Source organism: Paenibacillus sp. Soil522, from assembly GCF_001428245.1.
Lineage (GTDB): Bacteria > Bacillota > Bacilli > Paenibacillales > Paenibacillaceae > Pristimantibacillus.
Window position 1 is genome coordinate 25,280 of the sequence record NZ_LMRV01000026.1, and the last position, 18,459, is coordinate 43,738.

18 protein-coding genes are annotated in these 18,459 nt (G+C 50.1%); 2 read left to right on the forward strand and 16 right to left on the reverse strand.

What is annotated here, in order from left to right:
• Positions 1–36: 36 nt before the first annotated feature.
• The 5 genes from ASG81_RS04850 to ASG81_RS04870 all read right to left on the reverse strand — a co-directional run bounded on the left by ASG81_RS04850 (position 37) and on the right by ASG81_RS04870 (position 4,131).
• Positions 37–960, reverse strand: coding sequence for a methylenetetrahydrofolate reductase (locus ASG81_RS04850; RefSeq protein WP_056629830.1), 924 nt, complete (start codon positions 958–960; stop codon positions 37–39).
• Between the two features lie 39 nt (positions 961–999).
• Positions 1,000–1,512, reverse strand: coding sequence for an MSMEG_0572/Sll0783 family nitrogen starvation response protein (locus ASG81_RS04855; RefSeq protein WP_056629833.1), 513 nt, complete (start codon positions 1,510–1,512; stop codon positions 1,000–1,002).
• Between the two features lie 71 nt (positions 1,513–1,583).
• Entirely contained in the window at positions 1,584–2,537 is a 954-nt protein-coding gene (locus ASG81_RS04860; RefSeq protein ID WP_235548733.1) for an amidohydrolase family protein, read from the reverse strand.
• Entirely contained in the window at positions 2,488–2,979 is a 492-nt protein-coding gene (locus ASG81_RS04865) for an MSMEG_0567/Sll0786 family nitrogen starvation N-acetyltransferase (protein ID WP_056629836.1), read from the reverse strand. The genes ASG81_RS04860 and ASG81_RS04865 overlap by 50 nt, the downstream gene beginning before the upstream one ends.
• Before the next feature lie 15 nt (positions 2,980–2,994).
• Positions 2,995–4,131: an MSMEG_0568 family radical SAM protein gene (locus ASG81_RS04870; protein WP_081417135.1), complete on the reverse strand. Its 1,137-nt coding sequence runs from the start codon at positions 4,129–4,131 to the stop codon at positions 2,995–2,997.
• Between the two features lie 518 nt (positions 4,132–4,649).
• Here ASG81_RS04870 and pdxR point away from each other — a divergent pair.
• Positions 4,650–6,095, forward strand: a complete 1,446-nt coding sequence (gene pdxR / locus ASG81_RS04880) for a MocR-like pyridoxine biosynthesis transcription factor PdxR (RefSeq protein WP_056629843.1) — start codon at positions 4,650–4,652, stop codon at positions 6,093–6,095.
• A gap of 341 nt (positions 6,096–6,436) precedes the next feature.
• Here the strand turns inward: pdxR and ASG81_RS04885 are convergent, their stop codons facing one another.
• Genes ASG81_RS04885 through ASG81_RS04895 form a run of 3 tightly spaced genes read right to left on the reverse strand, consistent with a single transcriptional unit; the run spans position 6,437 to position 9,258 of the window.
• Complete coding sequence (locus ASG81_RS04885; protein ID WP_056629847.1) at positions 6,437–7,327, reverse strand: sugar phosphate isomerase/epimerase family protein; 891 nt, start codon at positions 7,325–7,327, stop codon at positions 6,437–6,439.
• A gap of 18 nt (positions 7,328–7,345) precedes the next feature.
• The gene (locus ASG81_RS04890; protein WP_056629852.1) at positions 7,346–8,203 is read right to left on the reverse strand and encodes a sugar phosphate isomerase/epimerase family protein; all 858 of its coding nucleotides are present in this window, start codon (positions 8,201–8,203) and stop codon (positions 7,346–7,348) included.
• Positions 8,200–9,258 carry a Gfo/Idh/MocA family protein gene (locus ASG81_RS04895; RefSeq protein WP_056629854.1) on the reverse strand — a complete coding sequence of 353 codons (1,059 nt, stop codon included), beginning with the start codon at positions 9,256–9,258 and terminating at the stop codon, positions 8,200–8,202. The genes ASG81_RS04890 and ASG81_RS04895 overlap by 4 nt, the downstream gene beginning before the upstream one ends.
• 140 nt (positions 9,259–9,398) lie before the next feature.
• Between ASG81_RS04895 and ASG81_RS04900 the strand changes: the two genes are divergently transcribed.
• Entirely contained in the window at positions 9,399–10,274 is an 876-nt protein-coding gene (locus ASG81_RS04900) for a helix-turn-helix transcriptional regulator (protein WP_327205144.1), read from the forward strand.
• Between the two features lie 406 nt (positions 10,275–10,680).
• Here ASG81_RS04900 and rnhA read toward each other — a convergent pair whose 3' ends face one another.
• From rnhA to ASG81_RS04940, 8 genes are all read right to left on the reverse strand, one after another.
• Positions 10,681–11,337 (reverse strand): ribonuclease H, encoded by a 657-nt coding sequence (gene rnhA / locus ASG81_RS04905; RefSeq protein WP_056629860.1) that lies wholly within the window; start codon positions 11,335–11,337, stop codon positions 10,681–10,683.
• Positions 11,338–11,433: 96 nt separating this feature from the next.
• On the reverse strand, positions 11,434–12,270 hold the full coding sequence (locus ASG81_RS04910; RefSeq protein ID WP_056629863.1) for a GNAT family N-acetyltransferase: 837 nt from the start codon (positions 12,268–12,270) through the stop codon (positions 11,434–11,436).
• A 27-nt stretch (positions 12,271–12,297) separates the two neighbouring features.
• Entirely contained in the window at positions 12,298–13,314 is a 1,017-nt protein-coding gene (locus ASG81_RS04915) for an ABC transporter ATP-binding protein (protein ID WP_056629865.1), read from the reverse strand.
• A 39-nt stretch (positions 13,315–13,353) separates the two neighbouring features.
• Positions 13,354–14,136: an ABC transporter permease gene (locus ASG81_RS04920; RefSeq protein ID WP_056629867.1), complete on the reverse strand. Its 783-nt coding sequence runs from the start codon at positions 14,134–14,136 to the stop codon at positions 13,354–13,356.
• Positions 14,133–14,942: an ABC transporter permease gene (locus ASG81_RS04925; RefSeq protein ID WP_200961427.1), complete on the reverse strand. Its 810-nt coding sequence runs from the start codon at positions 14,940–14,942 to the stop codon at positions 14,133–14,135. The genes ASG81_RS04920 and ASG81_RS04925 overlap by 4 nt, the downstream gene beginning before the upstream one ends.
• Positions 14,939–16,123: a serine hydrolase domain-containing protein gene (locus ASG81_RS04930; protein ID WP_056629873.1), complete on the reverse strand. Its 1,185-nt coding sequence runs from the start codon at positions 16,121–16,123 to the stop codon at positions 14,939–14,941. The genes ASG81_RS04925 and ASG81_RS04930 overlap by 4 nt, the downstream gene beginning before the upstream one ends.
• A gap of 54 nt (positions 16,124–16,177) precedes the next feature.
• Positions 16,178–17,332: a serine hydrolase domain-containing protein gene (locus ASG81_RS04935; protein ID WP_056629876.1), complete on the reverse strand. Its 1,155-nt coding sequence runs from the start codon at positions 17,330–17,332 to the stop codon at positions 16,178–16,180.
• A gap of 290 nt (positions 17,333–17,622) precedes the next feature.
• Positions 17,623–18,375, reverse strand: a complete 753-nt coding sequence (locus ASG81_RS04940; RefSeq protein WP_056629879.1) for a methylenetetrahydrofolate reductase — start codon at positions 18,373–18,375, stop codon at positions 17,623–17,625.
• Positions 18,376–18,459 lie beyond the last annotated feature (84 nt).

Consider the following 18,459-nt stretch of genomic DNA (forward strand, 5'->3'; position numbering starts at 1 on the left):
GCTCCTTCCTCCATAGCGATAGCGTATTGGCGTACTCTAAATGCTGACTTTTACTGTATTCACCGGCTCCAAGCCCGCCAGCTTAACCACCTTGACCACGCTGTCCTCTGCCCCGCCGATCGGACGGATATGAATGCCCTTAATGCCCGAAATATCCTTCAGCTTGCCGATTAGCTCTGCTGCAATCGTCAAGCCTTCCTCCTTCGATTCCGCTGCGGTAAGGCGGGCTTTAAAGCTGTCGGGAATAACGATGCCAGGAATCTTCAGCGCCGTATCGACATGCTCGGCGTTGCGGAGCGGCAATATGCTGGCCATAATCGTAATGCGCTCATGCAGGCCGCGGCTTCTTGCCTCCTCCATCCATTCACCGATCAGATCCATATCGAATACGAGCTGCGTGCGGACGAAGTTCGTTCCGCCCTCCACCTTTGCCTCCAAGCGGTCGATCAGCTCCTTAATAGGCTTGCCCGCAATATTCTCGACCGTTCCGATTGTGAACGTCGGCTTCTCTTCGAGCAGCGTTCCATCGAACAACTTGCCTTCATCCACGAACTTGCGCACGTAACTTACGAGCTCCATCGTCTGCAGGTCATAGACTTCCTTCGCGTTCGGCTCCGTACCGACTCTCGCCGGATAACCGCCCAGAATCGCAATATTTTTTACGCTGAGCGCCGCAAGTCCGAGCAAATCGCTCTGTATCGCCATGCGATTGCGGTCCCGCAAATTGATTTGAACGATCGGTTCAACGCCGACCTGCTTGACGAAGTGAGCTCCAACTACAGGCGATAACCTGGCGATAGCAAGCAGATTGTCGCTCAAATCCACCGCGTCCACATACCCCCGGTACCTTTCCGCCTGCTCAATAAGCGACTGCGGATTCCAGCTGCGGGGCGGAATTAATTCCGCCGTGACAATAAAATGATCCTCCGCAAGCTTTCCCTTTTCCAATATTAACGTCATACGATCACCTTCTCTTTCATGAATGCTGTATCTAAAGCGTTAGATTTGGAATGTGCTCAAAATGAACGCGCCGGCACGGGAATACTCTATCAGGCAATCCTGAAGATCAAGCGGATGGCACGGAATGGAGCCTTCGATCAGATCCTCTTCCCGGTGTCCGTGCAGACCCAGACCAAAACGGCATACGTATACCTTTCCGCCTTCCTTGATAAATGTCGCCAGCCCTTCGTTATGATTCATTTGACCTCCGAAAGCGGCGTTGCCGACCGACGGGAAGCCGCGTGTCGCAATCGCGTTCATCGCCCCCGTGCCGTAAAAATAAATGGCCGTTTCAAAGCCCTTCCGCTGCGCGCGGATCGCTTGAAGTATCGCAACGTAGGAGAGGGAGGATTCATGCGCGATACCGTGGATAAGCGACAAAAATTTATCGCCTGCATTCGCTTGGTAATCAGGAAAAACCTTCGTCGAGCCATAAAGCTTCGTACCTACCGGTAAAATAGGATGAGGAATCTCATTCATCGATTTCAATTCGTTTTCAGTAAAGTTTGCCATTTGTTCATCAGCCTCCGTAAATTTGGTTTTTTTATTAAGCTTGTATGGTCAAGAGCAAATTGCTCGAATCCCTATTTTTTGAAATATACTTCCTCGGCATTGCCCCAGAAGATGCGTTCCTTGATTTCGTCCGAAACGCCTTTTACACCTTGGACCTTCCAAAACTCGCTTTCAAAATCGCTCCAAGGCTCGTCGCAGCCAAACATCACTCTATCGGCGCCAATTCCTGTACGGTCCAGCTCCTGCAGCAGCTTGCGGACCGCGAAGCCTATCGCCCAGCTCGTATCGAGATAAACGCGATAGCCTCCTTCCACCATGTCCTTCCACTGCGAGAGCAGACGGATATGCCCGCTGGTGCCGCCTCCCATATGGACCAGGTGAACCTTCAACTCTTTGCCATAACGCTTGATCATTTCGAAGAAGCCTGTAATATCCGAGCCGCCGCCGGGGCTGGTGTGGAATTGAATGGGAATATCGTACTCAACCGCCGCCCGGAAAATCATTTCATGCTGCCGCAGCGTTTGCTCGTCCCATTTGTTCGGATCGGCCGTTCCGCCGAGGATGTAGCTCATTTTGAGCGCTCTAATATTTGGCTTACCGAGCAATTGCAGGGCGGATTCCGTCAGCTCGCGATTTTGCGGCAGCCCCGATACCCACAACGCTCCCGCTACCTTGTCCCCGCCCTCCCCGCAAAGCTTGACGACAAGCTCATTATGCGAAAAGGGCTGCGCCTGCACCGGAATGCCGTAATTAGGGATGATCAGCGTCTTCTCAATGCCGCGGGCTTGCATGGACGAGCGAAGCTCCTCCGTCGTTGAAGGCCCCGGGTCAGCGGGAGAAAACGCCTCTTCCGATTCGTAGTACGGCCACGGGGCCAAATCGCCGACATGGTTGTGAATGCTGAACACTCTTCTGCCAATGCCCATCGGAGACGGCTTTTGCATTTGGTAAACACGTGAATCGGGTAAAGCTGCTTCAATTTCTGACGGGAAGCCTGCGTTTTCGCGCTTGTTCATCGTGGACATGTAAATCAGCCTCCATAAGTTGATGCGGATGCTCCTCAATCATGAATGCATCTCCGCTTGCCTGCCAGCCCAGCTTCTCGAACAGCTTCACGTTCTGCTTTTGGACCTTGGCGAAAAATCGTTTCGCTCCGCGGCGCTTCATCTCCTCGACCGCAGCTTCGATCAAGTACACGCCTACCCCTCTGAGCCGGTATTTTTCAACGACCGCCAGTCTTCCGCCCCACCATATCCCCTCTTCATGAGGATCGGAGTAGCACCGGACGGTGCCCATCAGAATCGATCCGCTCCGCCAGGCGTTCAGAAAAAGCGATGAAGAATCATGATCGTCGGCATCGGATTGCTCGAACATTCCCTGCTCAGCAACGAATACTTCCCTTCTAAGCCGGAGTGCCATTTGGATCTCCCCGGCGGACAGCGCTAGTCTTATTTCGCAATTTCTCATCTTCCATCGCTCCTTCTAGACAATCGCTTTTTCAAAGGATGACAGCGCCGAGCAAGCCCCGCATTTGGCGCAGCCTGCCGCGCTGCCTGCCGCAGATAAGCCCGCGTCGGATAAAAAAACTGCCACTTTGCCATACATTTGCTCCATGTAAGCTGAGGATGGCGGCTGCGCATGCTCGAGCATCGTTCCCCGCAAAGGTCTGAGCGGAACGACGAACGGGTAAACGCCCATGCCGGCTGCACGCCGGCAGCCCTCGAGTGTAAGGTCCGGATCCTCTCCCATGCCGAGTATCACGTAGGTCGATACTTGGTTTCGGCCGAAGACGCTAACTGCTTTGCTGAAAGCGTCAAAATAATTATCGAGCGAGATCGACGACTTGGACGGCATCATCTCGCGCCTGACGCGCTCATCGAATGATTCCACATGAAGGCCGATCGTGTTCGCTCCAGCGTCCTTCAGTATTTGATAAAGCCTCTCGTCGCTAGGCGGCTCGCACTGCACCTGGATGGGAAGGCTGCTTACCTTGCGAATAGCCTCGACACATGCCGCCAAATGCAGCGCGCCTCGATCCGTTTCATTCGGCGTTCCTGTCGTCAGCGTAATTTGCTTGATTCCATCAAGCTCCTCGGCGGCCTGCACGACCTCGGCAAGCTGCTGCGGCGACTTTTTGGCGACGGTGCTTCCCGCATCGAGCGAGTGGCCGATTGCGCAAAACTTGCAGCGATCCTTCGGACTCCAGCGGATGCAGCTTTGAATAACCGTGCTTGCCAGTACATCCGAGCCGTGAAGCGCTGCTATTTTTTGATAAGGAATGCCCTCGCTCGTTGAACGGTCGTAAAATTTCGGGCGGGCGACAGGATCGATATACATCAGCGTTTTCCCTTCATATTGAAGGGAATAGCCATCCTCCTGCTTCACGATCTCGTAAGGGGAATGCTCGGCCGGGTCATTGAAGGCCGGCAGCATAAAGGTGTCTTCCCCGAAGCGGAAAGCCGCATCATCCGAAGGTCCGGCTCCGCCTTTGCGCCCATTGTTCGTGAGTCCGGCTGTGCGTACTCCTTTGTTTTGAAGATCGACCAGCCATCTTGCATCCTCCGGAAGCAGTCCAGCTTTGTTTTTGTCTTCGCCTGCCCGATTTGTGAATTCTTTCATGGTTGAACCACCTTCCCGTTCGTACTAGGTTAGTAATCTTTCGTGTTAACTTATATTACACATAATAAACGGATTAGCCCGTTCTGCGACCATCCAACTCGTTACTTTTTTGACCATCCACTGAAATAGTTCACATGCGGACTATGCAATTGACTATTTTTAATTTTCATGTAATGTTAGTTAACATAAATATAAAATAGCTTTCTCCGTCCTTTGGCGGCAAAAGCGATTTGCAAGGCTGGCAACATTTGAATAGCGGAAGCTTCTTCCGTTATTCGTTCCCTTATCCGATAAAGGGAAGATTTAACGGAACCATATTCCTTTACTGATCTGAATAACTCCGTTTCGAGCCAATAATCGCCCATTTAGAGGGAATGAATTCCGCTATTGGAGTCGCATAAGTGTTAGAAGCAGGTTTAGCGGAATGTCTTTCCGTTATTTGTAAATCTACTGAATTGTTGAAATGAGCGTTGTTAGGAAGAAACTTCTTCATCGTTCACAAAGGCGGGGGGCAGATCATGGAGTGGAAGCCAACGAAAGCAGCGGGGATCGCGGTTTATAAGCAAATTGCCAATTATATAGAGGGCAGAATTATGAATGGGGAATTTCCGTCCGGCAGCTGGCTGCCTTCCGAACGGCTACTTGCCGAGAATCTGAATGTGAATCGAAGCACGATTATTTCTGCTTACGACGAGCTTCATGCTGCGGGACTCGTCAAACGGGTAAAGGGCATTGGCACAATCGTCAACACCGACATCTGGGCAGATGTGACAAGGCGGCTTCCCAATTGGGAGCAATATGTAAAAAGCGGATTTTTTCAGCTCAACAATCCGATTAACCGTCAAATTTACAGCGTAACGCAATCCGAAACCGACATTATTAATTTAGCTGTAGGCGAGCTAAGCCGCGACCTGCTCCCGGTTCAGCTATTGCAGGACGTTCATCGTTCGATGGAAATCAGCAGCTATTTGGGCTATGAGCATATACAAGGCAATATGAAGCTCCGTGAAACGTTAGCCGCACACCTGCAATCCCATCGCAATATTGACTCTACGGCCTCCTCGATCCTCATCACTTCGGGGGCCCAGCAAGCGCTTCACCTTATTATTCAAAGCTTGCTGAACCCGGGGGACGCCGTTGTCATCGAAGATCCGTCATATGCCTATTCCTTGCCTATTTTTCACTCGGCAGGATTGCGGACGTTTCTGCTGCCAGTATCGGAGGATGGAATAGATCCCGAAGAAATCATTTCGCTTTACAAAAAGCACCGCATCAAAATGATTTTTCTCAATCCCAACTTTCAAAACCCGACCGGAACGTCCTTAAGTGAAGAAAAAAGGTTGAAAATCATAGACCTATCTACGAAATACGGCATTCCGATCGTTGAAGACGATCCCTATAGCTTGACGGACTTCAGTGACCGAAAAGTACAAACTTTAAAATCGATGGACCGGGACGGCACGGTGATTTATATTAGCTCTTTATCCAAAATTATCGCCTCCGGTCTGCGCATCGGCTGGATTCTTGCTCCTCAATCGGTCATAAACCGTTTGGCGGACGCCAAGCAGCAAATTGATTTCGGCCATCCGAACTATCCGCAATGGATTGCGGAAAATTTACTTTCCTCTGCCGCATTCGATAACCATATCCGCAAATTACGCAAGGGGCTTCGGGTAAAACGCGATATGATGATCCAGGCGATTAAGCTGCATTTTGGAGAAACGATCGATTACATGATTCCGGAAGGCGGCATACATCTGTGGTGTAAGCTGAATGATCACTTTGATGAGCAGCAATTGTTCAAAGAAGCAATACGGCAGGGCATGGTTTATGCGCCCGGCAGCACGTTAGGCTCTTCAGCTAACCGGATCAGGCTCACCTTCAGCCGTGCGGACGACGACCGTATTGCGTCCGGCATCAGCAGGCTGGCAGAGGCGGCTCAAAAATGCGCAAAATCTAAATAGCTCTACACTGCAGCTAATCATACAAGAACGGAATAAAGCTAAAAAATAGATCTATTTCATGCCTTTTCAGTTGAGTCGAGGAAATAGATCTAAAATTTAGATCTTTCTCCTTGATTCTCTGCTGAAACACCCGCTAAACTCCCTATATCCTGCATATAGATCTAAAAACTAGACCTAATTACCCCGAGAAATTGAAATGTAACCAAATAGGTCTAAAAATTAGATTTAATCTCCCCTGTAACCGCAAGCTCGGATCTTTCACTTGTAAGCAAGACGCACTGCAAAACACAAAAAAAGGCGGGGGAATTCATTCTCCCTTCGCCTTCTCATTGTAATCCCTGTTACGCCCTAAACCCCTTCAAAAACTGAACAGCCTTGCTAATATCCGCCTCCGGGTTTGTACCGACCTCGCGTTCGATCGTCAGATAGCCGGTATAGCCGATCTCCTGAAGCGCCCGCAGGTAGGCTGGCCAATCCACGCCGCCCTCTCCGAGCGGAACTTCGCGGAACGCCGAGCCGGATTCGGCCATTACGGCAATTTTCTCATGGTCGAGCGATACCTCATAGCCATAATCTCCATATACGTCGCGCGGGTCGATATGACCAAGCTTTACGCCATCCTTCGCATGTGTATGAACGATATAATCTTTCAAATTATATACGCCCTGAACAGGATCGTCGCCCGTTACCATCACCATATTGGCAGGGTCGAAATTAACCGCTACCCCTTTCGTGCCGAGGCCGTCAAGAAAAGATTTCAAATGAGCGGAGGTCTCGGGTCCCGTCTCAATGGCGAAGTAAGCGTTCATGTCGTTCGCAAAACGGGCCAATTCCTCGCATGCCTTATGCATCGTCTCGTAAACGCGGCTGTTTGGATCACCCGGTACGATTCCGATATGCGTCGTGATGATGTTTGTTCCAAGCTCCATGCCAAGCTCCATGATCCGCTTGGACTTGTCGATCTTAGCCTGGTTTTCCGCCGGGTTCTGAAAGCCGTGACCTCCCAAATCGCCGACTAAGGCGGAAATATCGAGGCCCAGCGATTCAATGTATGCTTTCCACTCTTTACGCGCCGCAGCGCTAAGGTTTGCGGGATCAAGCTCACCGTGCACCGCATATATTTGCACGCCGTCGGCTCCGACTTGCTTCGCTTTCAGCAAGCCTTCCTTAACCCCAACCTGAAAGCTGTCCACGATAACACCAATTTTGTTCGTTATGATAGGCAATGTCATATCCTCTCGCTCCTTCGGTTAAAGTTCGTTCCATACGCGCTTTACGAATTCGAAGCCAAGCCTCGTTCCAAGCCGACAATCCTCCAAGCCTTCAAACTCGATGGAAATGAAATCATCGTAGCCGCTTTCCTTTACCAGACGCAGCACTTGCTGCATCGCGATATCGCCATGCCCGACGATTGCGCCGCGCAGCCAATTGCCGTTCGACGACTTAAACCAGCCTTCGCCCAGCTTTTCAGTAGACGGACGATAATAGAAATCCTTGACATGCACCAAGGAAGCAAAGCTAATATTGTTTGCGACGGCAGCAGCGGGATTCTCATCCACGCATAGGAAGTTGCCTACGTCCAGCGTCGTCCTAAAGTTCGGACGGTCTACTGCCTTAACGAGCGCCTGCACGCGGTCGCTGTGCTGAATATAATAGCCATGATTCTCCACACTGGTTGTAATGCCGAATGGGGCCGCATAGTCCGCGATAGCTTGGCAAGCCGCAGCCAGCCTCGGCAGCTCATAGAGGAAGCTTGCAATCGATAGATTGCTAGACGATGCTACGTCATGACGCATCTTCTTTACGCCGAGCGCTGCCGCGATATCCACCTCCTGCTTCAAGCTTGCAAGCTCCCGCTCATACTGCTCCTCGTTCAAGCCGGAAAAATTCGCGCCTACCGCATAGTTGGACAGCTCGATTCCGCTTTCCTCCGCTTGCTTCTTAATGACATCGATTAACTCCGGATTTTCGGTAAGATTGAAGCCCATCGGTACGATTTCCGCATGCTCCGCGCCAATGGATGCTATATAAACAATAACATCCTGTATCGACATTTCTCCTTTTTGAAGCGCATTATACAAGCTATAAGTGCTGATTCCCAGCTTCATAGTCGTACTTCAGCCCCTTTCGCTGCCGATTCATAAATACCGGCCAATATTTTCATGATTTCCACGCCATCCTCAACAGGGCTGATCGGCTGACGGCCGTTTGATACGCAATCGATGAAATGGCCGATTTCATTCTGGAAAGCTCCCGCGAAATCGAAGCCTTTATTGTCCGTCTGAGGATATACGTTTAAGATCGTATCGTTCTTCTCCGTTACAATAACCGTCTCCGGATCGATCTCAAAGCCGCCTTTCTCCCCGTAAAGCTTAACCGCGGACTCATTAGACTTGGCATGCAGCGTGAAGCTGACATCGACGAGCAGCGAAGCCCCGTTCTCGAAGCGGATGAGCGCATTCGCCAAATCCTCGACTGTATTTTTGCTCGCATCGTAATCGGCCGCTTGATAATAGCTTAAATTTTTGATATTCGAGCGATTGCCAAGCTTGCGGTATGTGTTCGCGCTTACCGATACCGGCTTTGGCCGGCCCATCATATACCAGCACAGGTCGATGACATGAACGCCAATATCAATAAGAGGGCCGCCGCCCGAGCGTTCGATATCGGAGAACCAGCCGCCCGGATTGCCAAGACGCCTAAGCGTCGACGCCTTGGCAAAATAAATTTCGCCAAATTCTCCTCTATCCGCCATCGCACGCAGCAGCTGCGCGTTCGTATCGTAACGGCGGACGAATCCGACCTGAAGCAGCTTGCCCGATTTCGCAACGGCCTCTTGTATGAGAAGCGCATCCTCAACGGTGCGGCATAGCGGCTTCTCGACCAGCACATGCTTGCCCGCTTCAAGCGCGGCAATGCTAATTTCGGCATGCGTATTGTTCCATGTACATATGCTAACCGCTTCAATAACCGGATCGGCAAGCAGCTCGCGGTAATCGGTATAAACCTTTTCCGCGCCGTATTTCTCAGCCGCCGCCCTAGCCCGCTCCTCGTTCAGATCGCACACCGCGTAAAGGTTCGCATTCGGGTTTTTCTTATAGGAATCTAAATGGAATGACGAGATAGAGCCTGTTCCAATAACCGCAATTTTTACCGGCTTCATTGCTAATCTCTCCTTTGATTGTATCGCATGGATTTGCATGTCTATACTTTCGTATTATAATGGTTTCAACGTGCAACTCCATGTAAAGCTGTGCGGTTTGTTTGTACAATTGTGCTATCGAGATGAGGAGGTTGAGCAAGGTGGAGAAATTCGAGGAGCTGCGCGAGCCCATGGACATGCCCGATCCGCATTTTCCGATTAAACTGCACCGGAACGCCTTCGATCAGCAGGGAGTAGTCATTTTCCCGCATCATTTTCATGAGCATCTTGAGTTTCTATATATTGTTACGGGTGAAGCTTCCATTGAATGCGGCTCAACGACAATTATGGCTTCCGCCGGGGATCTTGTCGTCGTGAACAGCAATGAGCTGCATTACGGAATCAGCATGTCGTCGAATTTGTACTACTATGCGCTCATTGCCGACATTTCCTTGCTGCACAGCCAGTCGGTGGACGCCGCCGAAACCAAATTCATTACGCCGATCACGCAGAACCGCTTGCTGCTGCGAAATGATATCGGCGACGACAGCAAAGTAACCTCCTGTATGCTTGCTATAATCCATGAGCTGGAGCAGCGGGAGTTCGGTTTTGAGCTTGCCATCAAGTCGGAATTGTACCGGCTGTTGACGCTGCTGCTGCGCGCTCATGTCGCCACCGTGCTTACGCAGGACGAATACGCCGAGCGCATGAAAAACATCGAGCGGTTCGCGCCTGTTTTCCAACACATCGAGAAGCAATACAAGGACGAGCTGTCCGTCGATATGCTGGCAGGCATGGCAAACCTAAGCCGCTACCATTTCAGCCGACTTTTCAAAGAATTGAGCGGCCATACGGTAACGGAATACATTACGATGACCCGCCTCGGCAAAGCCGACTATTTGCTGCGCCACAGTTCGCTGTCGGTATCGGAGGTTGCAGCCGCGACGGGCTTTAATGACATCTATTACTTCAGCAGAACGTTTAAAAGACACAAAAAAGTTTCCCCTTCTTCGCTCAAGGGAAACCGATTGTTATAGCGGCTTGCGGTAGACAGCCGCATGCTTTCTGTATTGCGAGGCTTGCCAGGCTGCGAGGCGTTGCTTTTCATTTGCATCGCTGCCTGCCATAGCGAATCCAAAACTGTTTGTTAATGCACTTGAGCAAGCTAGAAAGTTGTTGTTCTGACTTTTAGCTGCCTATATTGCACATGCGCAGGATAGAAAGCCGTATTTCTGACTTTAAGCTGCCTATGTTGCACATGCGCAGGCTAGCCTGCCGTAAGCCGCCTAATTGCCGCCAAACTTGGCCTCTATCGTGCTAACGTGCAGTATAGCTCTCACACCAGGGAGTAAACAGATTAAGTTTGTGCATTTATGCAGGATAGCTTCCGAGTTTAGGCTGATCATGCTTAAAGTCAGCTTCGGCCTTTCTCTATGCACGCCGCTATTTCCTGCCAAAATCAGCTTTAATTTCACCCCAAACCTCGGTATTCCACTTCAAAACCTTATTCGAATACGTATTCGTTTGAAGCCATTTGACCGCCTCATCCGTCAGTTCCCATATTTTCGCTGTTGAAGCATCCCGTTTTAAGGTTGAGGCTACCTTCTTATTGCGAAGCCAGCTAAGCGCCGTTCTGGAATCGCTGTAGATCGTTTTATTGCTGCCCTTCTCCTTCAAATAGGAAAGAGCATGTACGATCGCGATAAACTCGCCCAAATTATTGGTTCCGTTCGGGACCGGGCCGACATAAAATAAAATTTCGCCGGTCTGCGTATCGACGCCTTTGAACTCAACGGGACCCGGGTTGCCCCTCGTGCCCACGTCAACGGATATACTATCGTAGTCGATGGATGCCGCTTCCGCTTGCAGCAAGACAGGCTGCTTTAAGCTGGTGCCTGTTTTAACGCCCGCAGTTTCCTTACCCTTACCCCAATGATTGCGCCAGCCCTCCTTAAACGCCGCATCCGCGAGCGGCTTCGTCTCGAAGGACTTAAACTTCGCATCCTGCACACCGCTCACCTGCGCCTGGCATTCCGGCCATGACGTAAACACACCTGTCTTCTTGCCAACCCAAACCACATAATATTTCCCTTTTGCCATTCGTTTGAAATACCACCTTCATTTTAGTTGAGATACAAAGGTTCTCCATCGCATCCGCTTTGTTCATTTTACCATCGCCGCGATCAAAATCGATCATCAGTTAAAATCCTCAAAAGCTAAATAATAAACCGGATAGTTGGGAAGCTGCTTAAAGCCTAATTTTTTCGCGATCGCAATCGAATCCTTACGAAAATATTCTGTCGTCCAGTGCGGTGTCCCGCCGAGGCTGAGACATTTATTGATGAACGCTGCTGCCATTGTGGTCGCAAGCCCCTTGCCGCGGTGCTCAGCCGTATACGTGTTAATACCGATTTCATACTCATTTGCGCTTACAAAAACGGATATACATGTACCGACCACTTCGTTTTGCTTCAGGACGCAATAACCTATTCCTGTTTCGAAAAAATCATCCAGCGATCTCCAAAATTTCATAATTTCTGCCGCTATTGTATCCTCGGTATCCCTTTCAATGACGCTGCGGTCAATTTCCTTGAGCTCATATTCACCAGGAACATCAATCGCCTGATGAGAGAACCTCGTCAAATACGCCTGCTTCTCAAAAGAAAACGGAACTCTTTCCCCTCTTTTTAGCGGATTACTGAAAATACGATCCACCATAGCTTCAGATGCTTCAATAGAAAAGACCTCTAAATTAAAGTATTCCTCGCCTATTTGAATAGCTTCAGGCTTAATATTATTTAGTATGAAGCTCTCTAAATTCGAATAAAAATCCTCATCAGAACCGCCAATAAGGTAAAACATTTCGTTTTTCGCCCAAATCAATGCCGTCGTTGGCGACTCCCTGTCATCAACAAAAACCTTGCCTAAGTTATTGCCGTCGATAACCCCGTTCATCACAACATGAATGTCATCACCCATTAGCAGCGGTTTAATCCTTTTATAGCTTTCTACCGTTTGCAATTCATGTATCATTGGAATCCCTCACAAATGCCTTTTTCTCTATTGGTGCAGCGCAGTCTTATAACGATCAGCCTCATCCGGACTCGAGCTCTCCGAGTAAAGCTCCTTCATAATCGCCTCGATCGGCAGCGGCTCGATTGCCATGTCTATAATGCCATAGACGTCATTGAACTCTCTTATAAATTGCTTAAGCGGCAAAAAGGATGTATCGATTTCCAGCTCAATCTCGAGCGGACCGATTCTCTCGAGAATACGCAATCCTTGACGCTGAATTTCAGGCACCGCCGATTCCGTCGTTAAACGAACCGATTTTTTGTCACCGAGACGGTTTCTTAAGCCGCTTAGTGAATCGTCGACAACGATTTCTCCGTGGTTGATGACCATGACCCGCTCCGCCAGCAATTCAACATCTCCCAAATCATGTGTCGTCAAAATAAACGTAACCCCTTGGCGGTTCATGCTGCGAATAAAGCCCCGAATATTTTCCTTCGCAATCATGTCGAGACCGATTGTCGGCTCATCGAGAAAAACGAGCTCAGGACGATGCAGCATCGCCATAATGAATTCGCATTTCATTCGCTCCCCCAGCGACAGCTGGCGCGTCGGCTTACGCATAACATCGCCCACCTGAAGCAGCTCGACGAGCTCCTTCAGCGTCGCTCTATATTCGCGATCCGGCACACCGTATATCGCTTTGTTCATGTAAAAGGCATCAGCCGGCGGAATGTCCCAGAGCAGCTGTGATTTTTGACCAAACACAGCCCCTATTCTGCCTACATATTCCCGTCTCTGCTTCCAAGGAACAAGCCCTAGCGCCCGCACTTCTCCTGAGGTAGGATGCAGGACGCCTGTCAGCATCTTAAGCGTCGTCGATTTGCCGGCACCGTTAGGTCCAAGGAAAGCGACCATCTCTCCTTGCTCAACGGTAAAAGATAAATCATTAACCGCGCGTACTTCTTTCATTGGCCGGCGGATGAGATTTTTGGCTACCTCGCGCAGCGTATGACCACGCTCATGGGTCATATAGGTTTTCGTTAAATTCCGGACTTCTATCATAGCTGTTTGTCGCTCCTTCACCGTTCCTATTCAAGCGGGTTAGCCGCCCGCACTTGTATAGCCTCTCAGCATCCAGTTCCAGTACAAGGCTCCGAGAACGAGGAAAGCGGCAGCAGGCGCTAACGCCCAAAGTGCTCCCCAGCCGGCTCTGCCAAGTAAAGCCGAGGCAGGCACGGAAGCAATCAACCCGATAGGCAGTATGTAAGTGATTACATTTTGCAGAGATTTGGAGAAAATCGTACCGGGATACAGGCCAAAGCTCGTTACCGCATCGAATATATCGAATACGCGGCTGCTGCCAACCCAGCGGAACAGCATGCCGGACAGAAACAGCGATACGGCGCATAATATCGCAACCGAGGCCATGAACAGCAAGGCAAATTGCAGCCATGACTGCCCATTGGGACCAGATATGCCGCTAAGCGCATAGCCGAACAGCACAATGCCGCTTATCAGCCTGCCGAAATCATCGGGATCGAAGCCGCTCAGCATCGCCATCAGCATAACGGGACGCGGACGAAGCAGAAGCAAATCGAATGTTCCCTCCCGCACCTGAGAAAGTGTTGTGCCGACCATCCCGAAGAAGAATGGGAATGCGACGCCCTTTGCAAGCGCGAAGACAGCTTGAATAAGGAGCGCTTCATACAGCGTCCAGCCGGGGAAGGAGGCGCCCGACTTATAGACGAGCAGCGTCACGAACGGGACGACCAAATCTCCGATAATAAGAAGCAGCACGCTTAATGCAAAATGGCTTCGATACGCCATTTGCTCGGCCAGCTTCGTTCTCATCACCGCGGCCCAGCAATATAACATCCCTTTCATATCCCCACCCCCGTAAACCTTCTGAGCGCGGCGTTATACAAAGCAATCGTAATCGCCGCTGCGGCAGCTACGGCGACTGCTTGCAGCAGGACGGCCTGTCCCAGCGACAAATGAATGCCTGCCAGCTCGTAATCTCCGATATAGACCCGCGTCGGCAAATAGGTAATGAACTGAAAAGGAAGGAAAAATAATATCTTCTGCAGCATATCCGGAAAGAAAGAGAGCGGAAGGAACACGCCCGCGCTCACATCCTTCAGCAGCAAAAACACTCTCCTTACTCCCTCTGCCCGTACGAGCCAGAAAGCGGTAAGTCCAACGCAGTAATTGATGAAAAAATTCATCAGAAAGCTAAGCATGATCGATAGGATCGCCCAGCCTGGAGCAGCCGGCTTCAGATTGACGCCGAATACGAAGATGAACAGCGCCATAACCGGCAGCACCTCGATCCAAAGCGCAAGCGAACGATGTCCCAGCTTTTGTGCGAGCGCGAACAGCCAGTGCGGCAAAGGCCGGAGCGCAAATGTTACGAACTTACCGCTGCGCACCAGCATTTGCAAATTCCAATCGGCAAAGTCGAAGGAGATATAATGGATGAGCGTCACCACGCCAAAATAAGCGAGCATCTGTGAATATGTAAATCCGTTTATCGTTTCCTTGCCATTGTACATCGCCTGCCAAATGAATACCTGAACGAGGAACAGAACCGGGCCAACAAGCAAAGAGGCCGCCATATGCGACCGGAATGCAGCCCACTCCTTATAGGTTGCAAATCCGATCGCTTGAATGACGGCTATTAGCCTGCTCAAATCCATCCTGAACCAATTATATTTTGCGTTCCGGTTATCGACTCGGGGCACCAGTCTGAGACTGATGGAACGAAGAAGACGATAACCGACTTTTGCTTCGGATCCATTAAAAGCTTGCAGCGTCCCGCGCCCTCATGTCCGTACGTCCCTTCCCTGATCCATTCGCCGGCACCCGTTATCGAAGCGCCGAGCCCGTAAGTCATCGATATGAATCTGCCGCCCCAGCAAAATCCGAATGTACGGCCATCAAGAGCGTTGTCCGTCATCTTCTCCACGGATTTGCGGGATAAAATCCGAACGCCGTCCAGTGTCCCGCCGTTTAGCAGCATTTGTCCGAATCTGAACAAATCCCCTAGCGTCGAATAGAGTCCTCCGCCTGCCCGCGGAGGCGCATACGTGCGATCATTAGGTTTGAGCCGCGATGCTTCATAATCGTTAATCAGGCACAGCTCTGCATGCAGCTCGCTTGGCACATCGAAGAACGAGCGGTTCATTCCAAGGGGCTCCACAATTTGTTCCATAACGTACTGCTCATACGGAATACCGCTCGCGCGTGTAATGATCTCCCCTAGAATGGCATATCCCGCTGAAGAGTACATCCATTCCTCACCCGGCTCCGCGAGCGGTTTACCGGACAATACCGCACGAATCCACGCAGATCTGCGCCGCTTCTCCAGCTCGTCCGCATCGGTTACCGTGAACGGCCCCTCCGTCTCCGGCTCGAATGCGAACAAAATATCCCACCAGCCCATCGGATACGGCTCCAGAAAATAATAGGGATCCGCTTGCAGACCTGAAGTATGAGTTAACAGATGCAGGATCGTTATTCGTTCGTACATCGGATGCTTGAATTCTTCTATCCAATCAGAGACCGGCTGGCGAAGGAATAGCTTCCCGCGTTCAACAAGCTGAAAGATGGCTACTGCCGTAAATAGCTTCGTAACGGAAGCAATACGGCGAATCGAATCCTTGCGTAACGGAGCTCCCGGCTCGTCATAACGCAGTTGCCCGACTGCTCCATCTGCAAACACCGCTCCGTCTTTAGACAGCAGGTAAGATGCGCACTGGATTTTATTGTCCTGAACCATTTGTGCAAAATGCTGCTCAAGCCTGCTCAGCACGACTTGATCAAAACCAGCCTCCTGCGGTCCAATCCGTTTGATTTCTCCTGTTATCGACATGCTTATCCCTCCATTATGGCTTCATGCTCGCTTCTTAGTACGGTCTTCAAGCTGCTAGAGTATGCCCGACCATGCAATGGCACGCGGTGTAAGTACCGATTCATTCGTAAACCCCTTAGCGCTCGGAACCAAAAATGCAAAAACAAGCTCCTCCGCAGGATCGACGTACAAGCCGCTATGCCCGAAGCCCTCATGCGAGAAGGTCCCTTTGGTGCATAGATCGTAATGCTCCAGTGACCAACCGAGTCCGAATTTATAATCGGTTTGCTTGCTGCCCCAACCGTTGTGCAGCACCCCGTTTAAATGATTCGATGTTTGCAGCTCTACCGCACGCTTTGATACCACGCGCGTCCCGCTCCATTCCCCGCCGCCAAGCATCATTTGACCAAACTTCCACAGGTCGTCAAGCGTGGCATACATGCCATTCCCGGCTTTAGGAGGCTCATCCTCCTGCGTTTCGCTCGGCCCGACAAGCTGTTCTTCCTCCCATGCATTCGTGCAGCACACTTGATCAATAAGTGATTCGGGCACTTTAAAAAACGAACGGGTCATGCCCAGCGGATATAATATTTCATCGTGAATATATTGCTCATACGTTTTCCCGGATACCTTTGCAATGATTTCGCCAAGCAGCGCATAAGCGCTTGTTGAATAAATCCATTCCTTGCCCGGCATATTTTGCAGCGGCCCCGAGAGAATAGCTTTTATCCAGCTAACATCGCTGCCCTGCTTCTTCAATTCACGGACCGCCCACTCAAACCATGGAAGACTATGCGGCTCATTAAAAAAGCCCGGGTCTCCACGTAAACCCGACGTATGGGTCAACAGATGAAAGATCGTAATCGTACGGTGCTTATCGGTATCGAATTCAGGCAATAGGCTGCTTACCGGCTGCGTTAAGTAAAGCTGTCCGCGATCGATGAGCTGGTGAATCGCAACTGATGTAACCGCTTTCGTTACAGAGTATACTTTACGAATGGAATCCGGCAGCAATGCCGGGCTGTCTTCCGCCGGGCGCAGCTTCCCCATCGTTCGATTCGCAATAACCTTGCCCCGCCGGGACAGGATATAGCCTGCAGCTTGAATCGTTTCTTTGTTGATCAATTCGGCATAGTGGTTGTCCAGTCTGCTAATCGTCTGTGAATCGTACCCTACTTCCTCCGGTTTTGCGTCCGTCCAGCCCTCGTGTATAGCGAGCGTTTGCTGCATGCTTAAACCATCCTCCCATGATTGGGTATTTATGTAATCACAAGCACAGTTTCCATTTTAAGGGGTTAAACATGCAGGTGTCCATCTATTTTTTCTTAACAAAATAAATGCAAAAACTGAGAATGATCTAGCATTCCTAAATCAGCTTTATTAGAAGAACAATTAAAAACAGGGCAATTAAGTCGACAAAGTCAGCTTAAATGCCCCGTTTTTTCAGCATCATTCGGATTAGTTCGATCAAACACCCAGCATCATCACCGATTGAATCAGACTTCTCTATCAATCAAGCTTCACACCGAAACTTTGTTGAACACACCGTCAAAATAAGCCGCTAAATCAACCTTAATCGGCATAAAATAAATATTGCTCTTCGTTTGCTTCGTGAATGCCAAAGCCTCTCTGGAGAAAGCAATATTCCAATCTAATGTCGGCTGAAAATCCTTTGGAAAAACGACATGATTTCTCGTTTCCCAATATTTTTGAGACTTGCCCGAAACGACCGGCGATACGCCCCAGAAAATATCCGAGCCCTCCAGCATTTCCGAATAAAGCTCTATTAACCGCAGATCGAAGAACGGCTGCGTAAAAAAGCCGTCCGCTCCAGCCTCCAGCTTTCTTTGCACATACTCATATTCCTCACGGATGCTGCCCCGGTACGGATCTATCGCTGAATAAACCTTGATGTGGGGATGCTCCCTCTTGATTTTGGCAATCAAATCGACGCATGTCGTCGGATATACCCGATGCCCGCTATTTTTTGGAGCATCACCCGTAACAACGAGCACCTCGGTAATACGATGCTTATCCAAGCGGTCGATGAATGGGAGCGGCTCCGCACAATCGAAATCCATTGCTCTAATATGGGGAATGCAAGACTCATATAATGTTTTGGACATGCAGGACGCTTCCCAGCTGCGCAGCTCGAACCTCAACAAATCCGGTATATTTATCGTATTAATTTCAGGAAACTGTGCTTTCATCAATTGAAGCTCCGCTTTCAGCTCAGCCTCGTCTCTTGGAACAAGCTCTAACGAAATTCTCACTTCATAATCTCCTTACTTCTTATAGAATGAACAAAACTCATATCTAGTCTCATTATTTTATTCTGTATAATAATACATACTATC